The sequence below is a fragment of the Pontibacter burrus genome (assembly GCF_010686685.1).
Taxonomy (GTDB): Bacteria; Bacteroidota; Bacteroidia; order Cytophagales; family Hymenobacteraceae; genus Pontibacter; species Pontibacter burrus.
In genome coordinates, this window is the sequence record NZ_JAAGWD010000002.1 from 130861 (window position 1) to 146290 (window position 15430).

The 15430-nt window shown below is 46.3% G+C and carries 10 protein-coding genes and 3 tRNA genes; 6 read left to right on the forward strand and 7 right to left on the reverse strand.

All coding sequences use genetic code 11. The features are described 5' to 3' along the window. Nucleotides 1-239: 239 nt before the first annotated feature. Complete coding sequence (locus GXP69_RS05230) at nucleotides 240-1559, reverse strand: peptidoglycan DD-metalloendopeptidase family protein (RefSeq protein WP_163913168.1); 1320 nt, start codon at nucleotides 1557-1559, stop codon at nucleotides 240-242. A 571-nt stretch (nucleotides 1560-2130) separates the two neighbouring features. Between GXP69_RS05230 and fabG the strand changes: the two genes are divergently transcribed. The 3 genes from fabG to GXP69_RS05245 all read left to right on the forward strand — a co-directional run bounded on the left by fabG (nucleotide 2131) and on the right by GXP69_RS05245 (nucleotide 5640). Beyond that, nucleotides 2131-2877 carry a 3-oxoacyl-[acyl-carrier-protein] reductase gene (gene fabG, locus GXP69_RS05235; RefSeq protein WP_163913170.1) on the forward strand — a complete coding sequence of 249 codons (747 nt, stop codon included), beginning with the start codon at nucleotides 2131-2133 and terminating at the stop codon, nucleotides 2875-2877. A 156-nt stretch (nucleotides 2878-3033) separates the two neighbouring features. Further along, entirely contained in the window at nucleotides 3034-3543 is a 510-nt protein-coding gene (locus tag GXP69_RS05240) for a hypothetical protein (protein ID WP_163913172.1), read from the forward strand. A gap of 15 nt (nucleotides 3544-3558) precedes the next feature. After that, complete coding sequence (locus GXP69_RS05245; RefSeq protein WP_163913174.1) at nucleotides 3559-5640, forward strand: vWA domain-containing protein; 2082 nt, start codon at nucleotides 3559-3561, stop codon at nucleotides 5638-5640. A 965-nt stretch (nucleotides 5641-6605) separates the two neighbouring features. Here the strand turns inward: GXP69_RS05245 and GXP69_RS05250 are convergent. Together GXP69_RS05250 and GXP69_RS05255 are read right to left on the reverse strand one after the other, a co-directional pair. Continuing rightward, nucleotides 6606-6678: transfer RNA gene (locus GXP69_RS05250), tRNA-Lys, on the reverse strand. 151 nt (nucleotides 6679-6829) lie between these two features. Next, nucleotides 6830-6902, reverse strand: a tRNA-Lys gene (locus tag GXP69_RS05255). A gap of 114 nt (nucleotides 6903-7016) precedes the next feature. On the opposite strand from GXP69_RS05255, the gene GXP69_RS05260 reads away from it, so the two are divergent. Continuing rightward, complete coding sequence (locus GXP69_RS05260; RefSeq protein WP_235925569.1) at nucleotides 7017-7709, forward strand: SH3 domain-containing protein; 693 nt, start codon at nucleotides 7017-7019, stop codon at nucleotides 7707-7709. Nucleotides 7710-7800: 91 nt separating this feature from the next. Here the strand turns inward: GXP69_RS05260 and GXP69_RS05265 are convergent, their stop codons facing one another. From GXP69_RS05265 to GXP69_RS05275, 3 genes are all read right to left on the reverse strand, one after another. Continuing rightward, nucleotides 7801-8607 (reverse strand): SDR family oxidoreductase, encoded by an 807-nt coding sequence (locus tag GXP69_RS05265; RefSeq protein WP_163913178.1) that lies wholly within the window; start codon nucleotides 8605-8607, stop codon nucleotides 7801-7803. 153 nt (nucleotides 8608-8760) lie between these two features. Next, nucleotides 8761-10119, reverse strand: a complete 1359-nt coding sequence (locus GXP69_RS05270; RefSeq protein WP_163913180.1) for a hypothetical protein — start codon at nucleotides 10117-10119, stop codon at nucleotides 8761-8763. 92 nt (nucleotides 10120-10211) lie between these two features. Then, nucleotides 10212-10973 carry an ABC transporter ATP-binding protein gene (locus GXP69_RS05275; protein WP_163913182.1) on the reverse strand — a complete coding sequence of 254 codons (762 nt, stop codon included), beginning with the start codon at nucleotides 10971-10973 and terminating at the stop codon, nucleotides 10212-10214. Nucleotides 10974-11359: 386 nt separating this feature from the next. Between GXP69_RS05275 and GXP69_RS05280 the strand changes: the two genes are divergently transcribed. Together GXP69_RS05280 and GXP69_RS05285 are read left to right on the forward strand one after the other, a co-directional pair. Beyond that, nucleotides 11360-13618 carry a TonB-dependent receptor gene (locus GXP69_RS05280; protein WP_163913183.1) on the forward strand — a complete coding sequence of 753 codons (2259 nt, stop codon included), beginning with the start codon at nucleotides 11360-11362 and terminating at the stop codon, nucleotides 13616-13618. A gap of 93 nt (nucleotides 13619-13711) precedes the next feature. Continuing rightward, nucleotides 13712-13794 (forward strand) — tRNA-Leu (locus GXP69_RS05285). Nucleotides 13795-13827: 33 nt separating this feature from the next. On the opposite strand, the gene GXP69_RS05290 is transcribed toward GXP69_RS05285, so the two are convergent. Next, nucleotides 13828-15399 carry an NFACT RNA binding domain-containing protein gene (locus tag GXP69_RS05290; RefSeq protein WP_163913185.1) on the reverse strand — a complete coding sequence of 524 codons (1572 nt, stop codon included), beginning with the start codon at nucleotides 15397-15399 and terminating at the stop codon, nucleotides 13828-13830. Nucleotides 15400-15430 lie beyond the last annotated feature (31 nt).

Genomic DNA, 15430 nt, shown 5'->3' on the forward strand with positions numbered 1-15430 from the left:
AATTGAATGGCTGCAAAATTACGAAATATAACTATAGGAATTGTCCCCTTGAGGGGACCATAGAGGTGTTTTTACTTTACCAGACTGATGCTTGATAAAAGGAATTGCTGTTTTTGACTGTACCTTGACACCCCTGTAGTCCCCTCAAGGGGACAATCTGGTTGCAATGTATAGCAACTATAAATAGAAAAAGCGCAACCCGGGCTGCGCTCTTTTCTGCTGTTTCACTATAGATAGGGTTATGCTCCTTTTACTGGTTCCTGTTTACCCGAGGCCAGTAGTTCCTGCTGTTTGCCGGTATAGTTGATGGCCTGCATCTGGGTAATAGTTGTTTCCTTTACTTCCTCAAAAGCAGTTAAATGCTGTTTGCCTACCGGGTCAGCTGCCGGTAGTTTAACTTTCAGGGCGTCTACCTGTCTGCCATTTTTCCAGAAGCGGTAGCAAAGATGTGGACCTGTTGCTAAGCCGGTGCTGCCTACATAGCCAATTGTCTGTCCCTGCTTTACACGCTTGCCGGCTTTGATGCCCTTCGCAAATTTAGACATGTGCAGGTACTGGGTTGTGTAGGTTTTGTTATGCTTGATCTTTACATAGTAGCCATTGCCACTGGTATATTTTGCCTCCAGTACCACGCCATCGCCAACTGTGCGGATCGGTGTGCCGGTGCGGGCAGCAAAGTCGGTGCCCAGATGTGGTTTGTAGCGCTTTTGTACCGGGTGGAAACGGTTTTTAGAGAAACGGGAGCTTACGCGGCTGTACTCCAGTGGCTCACGCAAAAACGCTCTTTTCAGGCTTTTGCCGTTCTGGTCATAGTAACCGACACCTTTGCCCTGATCATAACCGATTGCGTAGATCTCTTCACCTTCGTGCTCAAAGTAAGCTGACTTTACCTGGCCATAACCAATGGTTTTGCCATTTACAATGTGCTCTTCATAGATCATTTTAAACTTATCGCCGGGCTGTATGCGGTTCAGGTCCAGGCGCCAGGCATAAATATCTGCGAAGTGGTTTACAAGCTGCGCTGAGCCGCCGGCCTCAACTAACGAAGTGAAAAGTGAACTCTGGATAATGCCTGCAATGGCGCGCTCTACGGTATCTACTTTGCGCTTTTCGAGTGTAATGTTTAGCTCTTTGCGCAGGTCGTAAATGACATATTCGGTTTCGCTGGGTTCGTAAATAAAATATTGTGCTGTTTTGCCGGAGTCGGGCAGGTGCAGGATGGTATAGTTGTGGTTGGCATTGATACGACGCACGTTAAATACATCTCTTGATTTTTTTGCCAGCTCTGTAACCGTTGCCATCGAGATGTTATAGTTGCTCAGGATTTCGGAGAGGTTCTGGCCGCGTGCAACAGTTGCCTCAACAATCCCCAGCGAGTCGGTTGGAATGCCGTACACAATGGGGGCAGGGGCTTTTTTTGCTGGTTCGGGTGCTGGTTTTAAAGCGGTGGAAGGGCTACTTTGTGCATTTGCTTTATCAAGGCTTGAATTCTTGGCTGCTATAAAAACAAACAGAACAATAGCTATCAGGGTGGCTAGTCCGATACTACGTTTAAACATTACTAGGTGGCTAAAAATTAAAAAATCGTTACGAAAATATGCTGAAAGCAATAGAAATAAAAATGCTTTCTAACACAATAAGCAGATTATAAATATGTTGCAATCCTTTTCACTGATATCAATATATAACTCTTATCTACTGCTCATTTTGTAAGGTTTGATTGCTGTAATGACGGATGGTTTAATTGCTGCATGGTGTTATTTCGAATTTATTTAATAAACTGGTTGCAGGTTGTTAATTATTTGTTGGTTTAATAGGTTGAAAATTAATACTTTAAAGCTATAGTATGCGTGAGGGATAGAGCGAGCCGCGAGAGCCCGACGGCTGAGCAGGCACGCCCAGAGCCTCTTACTTTGACAAAGGAAATTTTTGATGAAGGATAAAAGACCTGTAGTTTCTCCTTTATAGTTTCTGAACTATAGCCTGAACTCGTTTGACCTGACACTATTATTTACAACTATAATTTGTGCTTGCTGTAGCTTCTATTCTCCATCTCATCTCACAACTATAGTTTAACCTAAAACCTGCCTGCATTATTGCATTAAAAAATCTTTTATAACTTTGGTGCTTATGAAAGCATTAGAAGGAAAAGTAGCTCTGGTAACCGGGGCATCAAAAGGAATAGGCCGTGCCATTGCACAAAAGTTTGTGGAACAGGGCGCGCAGGTAGCATTTACCTACCTATCAAGTGTTGAAAAAGGACAGGCCCTGGAGCAGGAGCTGAGCGCTGACGGTGGCAAAGCAAAAGGCTACCGCTCTGATGCATCGGACCTGGCGCAGGCGGATAAGCTGGTAGAAGACGTGATCGCTGACTTCGGAAAGATCGATATTCTGGTAAACAACGCCGGTATTACCCGCGACGGACTGCTGATGCGCATGAGCGAAGAGCAGTGGGATGCCGTGATCAACACCAACCTGAAATCGCTGTTTAACCTGACCAAAGGCGCTACCAAACACATGATGCGTGCCAAGTCTGGTTCTATCATCAACATTACATCGGTGGTAGGTATTAAAGGAAACGCAGGCCAGGCAAACTATGCAGCTTCTAAGGCTGGTAGCATTGGCTTTACCAAGTCGGTGGCGCTGGAGCTGGGTTCGCGTAACATCCGTTGCAACGCTATTGCCCCAGGCTTTATCGAAACTGAAATGACCGGCGAGCTGGACCAGAAGGTGGTAGACGAATGGAGAAAGGCGATTCCGCTGAAGCGTGGCGGTACCCCGGAAGATGTGGCGAACTGCGCTGTGTTCCTGGCTTCAGACCAATCGGCTTACATAACCGGCCAGGTGCTGCAGGTTGATGGCGGCATGCTGACTTAAGAATTATGAATGATGAATTACGAATTATGAATTGATTTCAGGTTCGTGATAACTATAGAAAGACCAATGTTGCGGCGATTGCGTTAGCGGCATTGGTCTTTTTGTTTTATATTGAGTTGGAACTATGTTATCATTTCAACAATACTATACCAATACATGAAGACCCAGACTTATACGCACGAACCCGAATTCAGCATGTTCCTTAGATTTTTTGGTTTCATGTTCGGAGCGATGCTGCTTATTGTAACAGTGATGTACCTTATTTTTGAATTCGGAACACCTGTGTTGGATTACCTGAGATCGGTTGGATTTATGTTCATTCTTTATCCTGTTGTTAGCTCCATTATAGGTGCTTATGGTGCCAGAAAACATACGCTTACTATTTCAGAAATAAATGACCCGGCGCGGGTAGCTGATTGGGCTGTTGAGCTACTGGAAAAGAATGAAATGATAGTTGTAGTTAAGCAGCAAAGCCAAACAGTTTTGCAGCCAACAGGAGGCTTTTATAAATGGTATGCCCGCATGTTCAAAACAGCGCCAGCTACGGTAAGCTATAACATGCAGGCTGTAACTATAACCGGGCTTTCTAAACACGTTGATATTATTGATACAAAAATCAAGTTCGGACGCGTTGAATTTAAAGAACAGCCGTACAAGCACTCATAATTCATAACTATAAACTTGACAGGTTTCCGACTAATAACGACTTATTCGCCGTGGCTGATGCTGGCCTGCCTGGTTGTGGGGGCGCTGTATGCATGGCTGCTTTACAGCAAACGTGCGCCGTGGCCCAAACCTATAAACTATAGTCTGGCAGCACTACGATTTGTGGTGGTGAGCTTTCTTTGCTTCCTGCTGCTGGGGCCAATGGTGCGCTATATCACAAACGAGACTATAAAGCCAGCTATAGTTTTTGCGATGGATAATTCGCAGTCGGTAAAGTTGTTTTCGGATTCGGTGCAGCTAAATCAGGCGCAGCAGGGCCTGCAAACTATACTTGCCAAACTAAAAGATGCTGGCTTCGAAACCGAAATACGCACCCTCAGCGATACCACTAAACCTGAATCTTTAGATAAACTACAGTTTGCAGCGCCAGCCACTAACCTGAGCCAGCTTTTACAGACCGTCCGCGATGATTACCGCGATCGCAACCTGGCAGGGGTAGTGCTGCTTTCGGATGGCATCGTGAACCAGGGCATATCGCCAACTTATGCCAACTATAACTATAACATTTACCCGGTGGCTGTAGGCGATACGGTGGCTAAGAAAGATATTGTGCTGGCGTCGTTGCGGTACAATAAAGTAACCTATAGTGGCAACCGTTTTCCGCTGGAAGCAGAGCTGGAGCAACAGGGTTTTGATGGCAGAACAGTAGCCGTAACCTTAAAAGAAAATGGCAAACCGATAGACCGTAAAACTATAGTTTTAAAACAAGGACAGGCAGTGCAACAAGTGCCGTTTCAGGTGATGGCTGGCGGTTTGGGCAAGCGCCATTACGAAGTGGAAGTAGTTCCGCAGCAAGGCGAGTTTACCGCCATAAATAACACCAAGCACGCTTATATTGATGTGGTAAAAGGTAAGATCAAAATTCTGGTCGCAGCCGCCGCGCCACACCCTGATATAAACGCCCTGCGCGCTGCCATTGAGACCAACGAGAACTACGAAACAGAACTCTTTATACCTGGCCTGACGCAACTGAAACAGCAGGATTATGATGTGGCCATCTTACACCAACTGCCGGGCAGAACAGCCGGCGGCGATGCAGCGCTTAATTTGGTGCGTCAGAAAAACATCCCAAGCCTGTTCATACTCGGTCCGCAAAGCGACATACAGAACTTTAATCGTTTAAACGCGGGCGTGCGCGTTAATACTACCGGTCAGGCCGATGAAGTAACGACGGCCATCAACCCCAACTTTAGCACGTTTAAAGTGGCTGACGAAGCCAACGAGCGTCTGCAGCAATACCCACCGGCCACAGTGCCTTTCGGCGATTACCAGGTAGCGCCCAACACTGAAACTGTACTTTACCAACAGGTAGGCCGTGTGCGCACCAACAAGCCTTTGCTAACAGTACAGACGGCAGGCAACATCCGAAATGCCACCTTGCTGGCATCTGGCACATGGCAGTGGCGCATTGCCGAGGCGGCCAACAACCAGAACCCGGTAGTGTACGATAAGCTCATCACCAACCTGGTGCAGCTCCTGAGCGCCCCCCGCAACAAGAAACGCCTGAACGTTTACCCCGTCCAAAACGATTACACCAGCAACGATGAAATTACTTTTGAAGCCGAAGCCTACAACGAAGCTTTAGAGCCGATCTATGGTCAGAACATCACACTAAAATTGAGCGATGAAGATGGGCAGACCAAGTCCTTTACCTTTGCCAACGGTGAAAACCAATCTGGTGTAAACATTGGCACATTGCCCGGCGGTCGCTATACCTACAGCGCTACAGCCCGTATCAACGGTTCACTGCAGCAGGACAAGGGTGAGTTTATAGTTGAGGAACTTCAGTTAGAAGCACTGCATGCTGTAGCGGATCATAACCTGCTTTATCAACTTGCCAGCAACACCGGCTCTAACTTATATTTCCCAAATACCTTAGAGCAACTGGAACAGGACATCCTAAAAGCCAACTATAAACCCATCATCGACAGCTCTGAAGATATTCGGGACATTGTTGATCTGAAGTGGTTGTTCTTTGTGTTGTTGTTTTTGATAACTGCAGAGTGGTTTGTAAGGAAGTATAATGGGAGTTATTGACAAGGCTATTGTTTGTCGTCTATAGTCATGTCGAGCGTTAGCCGAGACATCTTATATGTCCATTACATTATTGTCATTTCGAGTGTAACGAGAAATCTATCTCAGCCTGAAGTTGCTTCTGTGTCATCCTGAGCGAAGTCGAAGGATCTTATATGTTCTTTAGCTGACTATAGTTGCTACTTTCCACAAGCAGTTCGTGCTATAGTTACTTCATATCCTGAGAGCTTTACCAGCCTACTGTTGTCATTGTTGCTTTGGTGCGCTCACGGCCGCGGGGCCCCGTCTTCGGGCATCGCGCTGCTGCCTTCTTGCTCTCCTCGTCCCTCGGATTGGCTTACGCCACCGCAACAAGTCAAAGGCGCTCAACCCAAAGACTGAGATCACTTCGATAGCTACAGCTATAGTTACTTGTGTGGCTATAGTTGCATGGCCTTTCCGTGATGGTAATTCCTTGGGGCAGGCTGCGCCTGCCTGCTTGTTGTCTGTAACTATAAGACTATAGGCTCAACTATAGCATCAGCAGAGTTCCTCTCCTTGGACTACTAAGAACGAGAGTTCAAAGGTAGCGAGAGCAGCTCTGAGGGGCAGGGGTGGTTTGAAAAAGTAACTATAGAACTATAAATCAAACTATAGCAAAGGCAGAAAGTCCCCCTTTGAAAGGTTACGGGGATGACTACCACCAACTATAGAACTATAGCGCAAACTATAGTCATAGCAGAAAATTCCCCGCCTTAGACAAGGAGGGGTTAGGGGTGGTTGGATTACCCAACTATAGAACCATAGCTCTAACTATAGCAATAACAGAATTCCCCTCTTGAGAGGGGCAGGGGTGTGTTTGCTAACTATAATAACTATAGCGCAAATCCTAGTCCATTAATCCTGAAAATCCTTGGGGTAGAGGCCCTATTTAAAGATTCAGGCAAAAACAAAAAAAGCCGCTCAGTTACGAGTGGCTTTTTATCTTGTGATCCCGCTGGGATTCGAACCCAGGACCCATACATTAAAAGTGTATTGCTCTACCAGCTGAGCTACGGAATCGGTACTGCTTGTTACCCTGAAAGGGAGTGCAAAAGTAGAAGCTTTGTTTTAAAAATCAAACTTAATTTTCAGCTTTTATTTTTACTGCTACCGTTGCAGGTGTTAGAAACAAAAAGCCTTCTCTTTCGGAAAAGGCTCTCGCTCTTAAAAGTGATCCCGCTGGGATTCGAACCCAGGACCCATACATTAAAAGTGTATTGCTCTACCAGCTGAGCTACGGAATCTTTTAGTAACTTGCAGTGCTAAGGGCGTTTCCCTTAATTGCGATGCAAAAGTAACAGCAATCTGATTAAATGCAAAATCTTTGGTTCAAAATATCTGTCTTTTCAGCTGTTTTTTTGTTCCTGTTTTTTAAACCAGCTTATAGTCAGGAACATAAATCTGCGTACGCCAAAGCAGATTCTTTGTTCTCACAGCAACATTATACCGAAGCCCTTACCCTTTATGAGCAGATTTTAACGGAAGAGGAGCAATATTCTCCGCGCATGCTGCTTAAAATGGCTTATATTAAAGAGGGCCTTCGCGATTATACCGGTGCCATGTATTACCTGCACCTGTTCTATACCAAACAGCCCAGCCGCTCTGTATTAAAGAAAATGGAAGAGCTGGCACAAACGCACCGGCTAAGCGGCTATGAATACAACGACCTGCAGTTCTTTAAAACACAGTTCAGTAAATATTACATGCGTATTCTGGAGCTGATGCTGCTGGCAGCCGTGGTTACAACTACCGTAATGGTGGTGAGCTGGCGGAAGGGACATAAGTTTACAAATCAGTTTAAAACTGGTTTTGTGCTGTATTTGCTGTTTATCCTCTACTACATCAACTTCCTGAACCTGGGGCGTGGCGGCATTATCAAGAATGATCAGGTGGCTATCATGTCGGCGCCATCAGCGGGTGCAAACTGGCTGGCTACCGTGTCGCAGGGGCACAAAGTACCCATTACCGGCGAGCAGGATATCTGGTACGAAATAAAGTGGAAAGGCGAGAAGGCTTACATCCGCAAAAATAACCTGCTGCAGTTACCTTAGGTTTTTTTGCATCGGACTAAATGGCAAAGGACAAAAGACTTCATATAGTTGAATTCCTTTGTCCTTTGTCAAATTGTCTTTTATCTGAAATCTACTTAAGCGGCGAATCCTTTTCTTTGGCCATTACATTGTAAACCAGTTTGTCGGTCAGGCCGGGTAGCCACTTGTTCAGGAACACAGTGAGCTTACCCTGGAAGGTCATGACCAGGTCGCGTTTGCGTTTTATAGTTGCTTTCAGGATCTGGTCTGCTACTTCTTCGGCGGTCATCATGTTGCCTTCGTCGCGCGGTGATTCGCTCTGCTGCTGGCCGTTGGCTGCCAGTGCCGTGTTGCGGATATTAGATGCTGTAAAACCCGGACAGGCTACCAATACATGCACGCCTTTGTGCAGCATCTCAGTGCGGAGCGTTTCCAGGAAGCCATGCATGGCAAATTTGGATGCCGAGTAACCGGTACGAGCCGGCAAACCACGATAACCCGCGATAGAAGAAATACCGATGATAGAACCTTTGGCAGCCATGATATGAGGTAGCGCGAATTTGGTAGTATACACGGTGCCCCAGAAGTTAATGTCCATCACCTTGCGAATCACGTCCAACTCCAGGTCCTGGAACAGGGCGCGCATCGAAATACCGGCATTATTGATCAGTACATCCAGCCTCCCAAAGTGATCTACAGTTTCCTGTACCATGCGTTGACAATCAGCTTCAATGCTAACATCGGCATTAATGGCTACATTCTGGATGCCAGCTGCTCTTAGTTCCTGACTGGTTTGGTCCAGGTTCTGCTGGTTACGGCCCGATACAGCTACTTTTGCACCAGCTTTACCGAATGCAAAAGCACAGGCCTTGCCTATTCCTGATGTGCCACCCGTGATCAATACTACCTTGTCTTTCATCTGTTTTGCTCTAAACTATAGCTGCAAAGATAGGATTTATCTTTCGTTTCAGGTAGCACGTGTCAAGTATCACGGCTCTCTTGAAAAACTTAAAAAATAAAAGGGGAGTCCTTGAGCATTCCCAGAATTTGAAGTTGTATGTCGTGCTTCGAATTAAGCATCAGCTTTAAAAAGTTTGCCGAACATCTCGTGCTTGTATTTTCTGTTTTCCTTAAGTACAGCTACCATAGCAAATAGGGTTACGCCAATCACTACAGGGTAAATCAGGAACAGAATGTTGTGCAGTAGCGGTAAAAGCAACAAGCCCACCAGTAGCAGCGAAAGCATGTTGTACAGGTAAGAGGTTTTGGCACTGAAGCTCATAATGCTGCCTTTCACCACCTTCGGGCTTATAAAGGAAGCAACTATACCCAGCGGTGTAAGTACCATCACGGAGGCCGCATACATCACCAAAATAAACAGGGCATCCTGGTGATTGAAGAATGCTACATAAACGGCCAGTATGGCTGCATCTATCAGTAATGGGACACGCAACGGTATCAGGCTTGAGCGCAGGAAATCCTTTATGCTACCTCCTGTGCGTTCTACTGTAAGCCACAGGTTTTTATAAAAGCCCCAGATGTTGTTGAAGACATAACTATAAACTATAGCAGGGCCAAAGAATATCCAGATTGTGAGGTTCTTTTCGTAAATGTGAATACCCTTGGCTGTATAAAGTGCGGCATCTGCACCGAGTATAATCAGTTTCAGGGCAAAAGCAAAAAGCAATAACTGACGTGCTTGCTTTGAGTTTTTAAATAAACGCCAACTTAAACTGCGGTGCTTGTTCTGGCTATAGTTTACTACCTTACGCTTCGGTTCAAAAGCAGCCAGTTCTAAGAAATAATTCGCACCTAAAAACAGTCCCAGCGAGACAATATGTACCACCAGTTCCAGCCAGCTTGCTGCAGGGTTAAACATGGGCAAGCGTGCCTGTAATGCAACAAACCCGCCAGCCAACACAGCCGCAGAAATAAAGTTTAGGCCAATCCACTGCATTTTACGCTCGACCATTACCTGCAGCGAACGCTTAGTAACATGCGCCGTGAGCAATACCATAATGCTTTGAAGCAGGTGCAGCAACGTATAGGCAGGTGCAAGAATAAACAGCAGGAAAAGGAAGTTGACCAGTATGAAATTGAAAGGTGAAAACAGCTCCACGGGCAGCTCCACCCAAAAGCGCCTGACAGGTTTTACCGGATACAGGCGTGGAATAAGATCGAGTTTAGGAACGTAAGTCGGGAAAAAGCCACGGATTATAGTTACACCCAGCACAAAAAGGTTGATGTATTGGATAACTTCAGTTACCGTTGTAACGCCACCGTTCTGCGCCTGCTCCAGCATATACGAAAACAGCCAGCCATAAAACCCGGACAGCACAATGCCTCCGCCTAGCAGCAATACGCGCTGTAGTTTATTCTGCCTGAAAAATCCGTCGAGTCTGGCTTTAAGCGCAAACAGTACTAAATCCATTATTTATAGTTTAAGATTTTGGGAGTTAGAGAGTTATAGAGTTATAGAGTTATCCGTTAATCTTAAACTCTATAATTCTTTAACTCTTAAACTTAATTAAGCATCCACTCGAAGTCGGCTTCGGCGGTTTGATGGTGTGGGGTAAGCAGCTGGAATAGTGCCTGATCTATCAGGTTTTCGCCGTTCATGGTAAACTCCTGTAGCGAGCCATTGTACATCAGCTGGCCGTCGTTCAGTACGCCAATGTGTGTGGCAATACGCTCTACATAGTTCAGGTCATGCGACGAGATCAGTACCACGCGGTTTGGCGTAGTATAGCTGCGGATAAGTTTAACCAGCAACTGCGCTGCAATGGGGTCCAAGCCGGTAAAGGGCTCGTCCAGGATCAGCACCTGTGGTTTGTGAAGAATGGCTGCTGCAATGCCGATCTTTTTTTTCATGCCGGTGGAGTAACCGGCAATGTTCTTGTGCAGCGACTCCTGATCGGTAAAGAAATAGTTTGTGAGACTTTTGATGCGCTCCGCTGCTTCAGTGGTTGGCAGGTGGTATAGTTTGGCTACAAAGTTCAGATACTCCAGACCGGTAAACTCCTCTATCAGCGGATTATCCTCGCACAAAGCGCCCAGGTTCTGCTTTACATCAAGCGGGCTGCTAGTATAGTCCTTACCAAAAAGGGAAACAGAGCCAGCATCGGGTTTTATCAGATCGAGTATAGCGTTCAGGAAAGTACTTTTACCAACGCCGTTTTTCCCTAACAAACAGTAGCACTGGCCAGCTTCAATGTTCAGGTTCAGTTCCTGCAGCACTTGCTTATTGCCAAATGCTTTCGTTAATCCGTTTATAGCTATACTCATATCTCGTTTTGTACTTTTACCTTTGTGCTAACGGGCAGCCTTACAACTTGCGGCTTCGTGTTAAAGTTACGCACCAACTCTGATAAGTCCTAACATAACTTTCTGAATCCTGATCTTCGCACAGTGTAATAACCACAGGAATAAAAGGCTGTCGGATTTGCAACATCAGCAGCAAATAAAATAGTTCTACAAAATTTATATACTTTCTTTTCCCACTGTATGCTCCTGTTTCAGATGCAGTTTAAAATCAATAATTGTATTTATTAAACAAGTAGTCTATAGTTGCTTTAACCCATTCAGCAACGATTTAAATATATAGCCGTTTATTATTTAGGGTAATCTAAAAATATATTTAAGTTTGTGTGATTGTTGAATGATGTTAAGCTATGATTAAACTGTTTACTACTCTCTTTATAGTTACTATTTCTGCAGCAGCCTTTGCGCAAAACGGAAACGTGAAAGGAACCATCAGAAGTGGGGCAGAAGCAGTCGGTTTTGCAAGCATAGGCTTGGAAGGGACAACTTTAGGTGCAACAGCAGACGTAGATGGCAAGTTTGAGCTGAAACAGGTGCCTGCCGGAAACTATACGATAGTAGTGTCGGCGGTAGGGTTCAGGAAGTTTAAGCAAACTATAGTTATAGAATCGGGTGAGGAAACTCAGCTGCAAGTGCCGTTAGAGAAAAGTGATGCAAGGCTACAGGAAGTAGTGGTTACAGGCACCATGCGCGAAACCTATTTGTCGGAATCTCCGGTACCGGTTGAGATTTATACCCCAGCCTATTTCCGGAAGAACCCGACACCAGCTTTGTTTGAAGCGTTGGAAATAGTGAACGGCGTGCAGCCGCAAATAAACTGCAACGTGTGTGGCACCGGCGATATCCATATAAACGGCATGGAAGGCGCTTATACCATGGTTTTGATAGACGGTATGCCCATTATGAGTGCACTTTCAACGGTATATGGGTTGAGTGGAATTCCGAATAGCCTGGTTGAGCGCATTGAAGTTGTAAAAGGACCGGCTTCTACACTATATGGTTCAGAAGCGGTGGCTGGCCTGATCAACGTGATCACGAAGAGTCCGGCAAAGGCACCTACCCTTACAGCCGACGTGTTCTATAGTTCGCATAAAGAGCTGAATGCGGATGTAGGCGTAAGTAAGAAGTTTGGTGCAGCATCAACTATAGTTAGTACTAATTATTTCCGGTTCGGAGACAGGCGCGATGTGAACAACGATAACTTTACGGATGTACCGCTGCAGCACCGGGTTTCGGTTTTCAATAAATGGAGCTTGGCCCGCCAGAGCAGTAAAATTGCCGATGTGGCCCTGCGCTATTACTACGAGGATCGCTTTGGCGGCGAAATGCAATGGATACCGGCTTTCAGGGCACGCGATAGTATTTACGGCGAATCAGTATACACAAGGCGCTATGAGGTATTGGGCGCTTACCAGCTGCCTGTACCGGAGCAGGTAACGTTCAGCTATTCTTACAACGACCACCTTCAAAACTCGGCTTACGGCAACACACTCTATAAAGGCCACCAACGTGTTTTATTTGGCCAGTTGGTCTGGAACAGGCAACTGAACGAAAAGCATAACCTGCTGGCCGGCGCGGCCTACCGCTATACCTATTACGACGATAACACGCCCGCTACAGGAACACCCGATGAAACCGAACCTGCAAACACTTACCTGCCTGGCGCTTTTATGCAGAGCGAATACAGGTTTTCGCCAACTATAACGCTATTAACCGGACTGCGCTACGACTATAACTCCGAGCACGGCAGCATTCTTACGCCACGCCTGAACCTGAAATGGAGCCCTGATGATGACAACACATTGCGACTGAGCCTGGGGAATGGCTATCGGGTAGTAAATCTTTTTACCGAAGACCATGCCGCGCTAACCGGTGCCCGAACTATAGTTATCAGAAACGAACTGAAGCCGGAACGATCATATAATGTTAACCTGAACTATAACCGCTATATAAACCTGACCGGAGGTTATGTAGAGCTGGAGGGATCTGCCTTTTATACTTACTTCACCAACAAAATTGTAGCTGATTTTATGTCGGATAACGACCTGATCATTTACGATAACCTGAGCGGGCATGCAGTGTCGAAAGGAGCTGCATTGGATGTGGAAGCAGCATTTTCCTTTCCGCTGAAACTGAATGCTGGTATTACGCTGATGAAGGTTTACCAGGTTAATAAAACCGGGGATGGGAGAGAGGAGCGGGTACCACAACTGCATGCCCCAAACTTTTCCGCAACGTTTGCGGCCTCGTATATCTTCAGAAACGCTGGACTAACTATAGACTATACCGGAAGTGTGAAGGGGCCGATGCACCTGCCTGTTCAGGAACACGATTTCAGGCCAGATAAGTCGCCCTGGTTTACCTTGCAGAACGTGCAGCTTAGCAAAGCGCTGGGTAACCAGCTGGAACTATACGCTGGCGTGAAAAACATTTTCAACTTCATGCCAAAGCACCCCCTCATGCGCCCTTTCGACCCGTTTGACAAGCACATAACTATAGATAATCCGCATAACTATACGTTTGATACCGAATACAACTATGCGCCGCTGCAGGGCCGAAGAACCTACGTTGGGTTACGATTTACCTTGCCTCAAACTATAAAACTATAGTACAGAATCAGTTGCTTTATTTTTTGTAGTACACCTGAGCTGGGATTTGGATATGTGCACACCGCTCTTTACTTTTGCATCCTACTTTTACCTGCGCACGTGGTGAAACTGGTAGACACGCCATCTTGAGGGGGTGGTGCCCTACGGGTGTGGGAGTTCGAATCTCCCCGCGCGCACTTTCTGATAGCCGTAGCTTTAACGAGTTACGGCTATTTTCTTTTCTCGAAAGGGTTTTCGGGCTTAACAAGCAACACTTTCTCGCGCTCTACAACTACAGCACCGGCAGGCGCACCCTTTGGCTTACGCACCCATTTTTTAGGCGTATAAATAACCGGGCAAAGGGAATCCTGCTTGCGTTTAGAGTAATAGGCAGCCAGCTGTGCCGCTTTTTCCAGCACCGTTACAGGTATTGTTTTTCCAGCCTGGTGCTTGATTACCACATGCGAGCCTGATACATCTTTGGCGTGCAGCCACATATCATCCTTATAAGTATGGCGTTGGGTCAGTTCGTCGTTGTTCTGCGAGCTTTTGCCTACCAGAATTTTAAAGCCTTCGGTTTCAAATACCCGGAACGGCGACTGTTGCTGCGCCTGCTGTTTTGATGAAAGCAGATGGGCGTGCTCACGCAGGTAAACCTTCAGCTCCTTATAGTTCTTTACTTCGGCCAAGGCATTTAAGGCATCTTCCAGCAAAATGATCTCTTCCATTTTGCGTTCGGCCTTTTCTTCCAGTTGCTGAATTTCGAGGTGCTGGTTTTTGGCTTTGCGGTATAGTTTCTCGGCCTGCTTCTGTGGTGTTTCGTTACGCTTTAGCTTAAAGGTGCGGTTCTGGTCGTTATAAAAATCGTAGAGCTCTACTTCTTCGGCCTGCGGCGGAATGTTGGTTAGGTTGGCCATTAAAATGTCGGCGGTCTGGGAGTAAGAACGGTTGCCGCGCATTTCCTGTAGTTGCTGCGTGGCCTGTTCCAGAACAGTTTTAGAGCCATTCAGCCGTTTGGTAAGCTGCTGCTTAGCCTGCTCATACTGCTGCGTAAAACCGGTTTCTGATAAGTACAGGCGCGTATAGTTGTTCAAGGCTTCCAGCGGGTCTGGGTAACTATAGACTACCTCGCCCAATTGCAGCAACGATAGACGCAGCTTGCCTTTGTACCTTATTATGTAATACGCATCCGGATTATCTAACTGCTCCAGCATTTCCTGCACCAGTTCCCATTTCTCTTCCAGCGTGGCCGAACTATAGTTTCGTTCTTCTAGGTACTCGGCAGGTAGTTCACCAAAAGTAGGGTATAGTTTGCGCAGGTTACCATCAGCATTTTCAAAAGCGCTATAGTTCTGTGGCAAAGTCCGGTGCATTTCCAGCGGGTTCAGTTCAGCATCGGCAGCAAACTTTTTATGGAACAGGTGCAGTGGCTCGCCATGCTGGTACAGCACAATGTTAGAGCGGTTACCAAACAACTTAAACAGCAACAGCATGTCGTCGGTCAGTTGGAGGTAAAAGCTACGCTCGTTACGATGCTGCACCACATCCTGTACTGTCTGCCCGATCATCTGCTTAAACAGGTTCACACTATTGGCCCGCGCCCGCTTAAAATCATCCGGAAACGAAAGCGCCGAAAAGTGTGCTGTTAAGCCGGCACGTATGTAGAACTCCTTTTCTCCATCAGCAAAACCAATCACCAGCTCATCCTTATTCTGGCTGAAGCAGGTAACGATCTCCAAGCCCACCAACTCCTGCTTAAGCCGCGCTGAAAGATGTTGTAAAAAATGGTAGTTCTGGTGCATATACTTATGACAAAGGAAATTTAGACAAAAG

Bases quoted from the DNA above. Each gene is read 5' to 3' on its own strand.
- GXP69_RS05230 (WP_163913168.1), bottom strand. From the start codon at position 1,559: ATGTTTAAACGTAGTATCGGACTAGCCACCCTGATAGCTATTGTTCTG.
- fabG (WP_163913170.1), top strand. From the start codon at position 2,131: ATGAAAGCATTAGAAGGAAAAGTAGCTCTGGTAACCGGGGCATCAAAA.
- GXP69_RS05240 (WP_163913172.1), top strand. From the start codon at position 3,034: ATGAAGACCCAGACTTATACGCACGAACCCGAATTCAGCATGTTCCTT.
- GXP69_RS05265 (WP_163913178.1), bottom strand. From the start codon at position 8,607: ATGAAAGACAAGGTAGTATTGATCACGGGTGGCACATCAGGAATAGGC.
- GXP69_RS05270 (WP_163913180.1), bottom strand. From the start codon at position 10,119: ATGGATTTAGTACTGTTTGCGCTTAAAGCCAGACTCGACGGATTTTTC.
- GXP69_RS05275 (WP_163913182.1), bottom strand. From the start codon at position 10,973: ATGAGTATAGCTATAAACGGATTAACGAAAGCATTTGGCAATAAGCAA.
- GXP69_RS05280 (WP_163913183.1), top strand. From the start codon at position 11,360: ATGATTAAACTGTTTACTACTCTCTTTATAGTTACTATTTCTGCAGCA.
- GXP69_RS05290 (WP_163913185.1), bottom strand. From the start codon at position 15,399: ATGCACCAGAACTACCATTTTTTACAACATCTTTCAGCGCGGCTTAAG.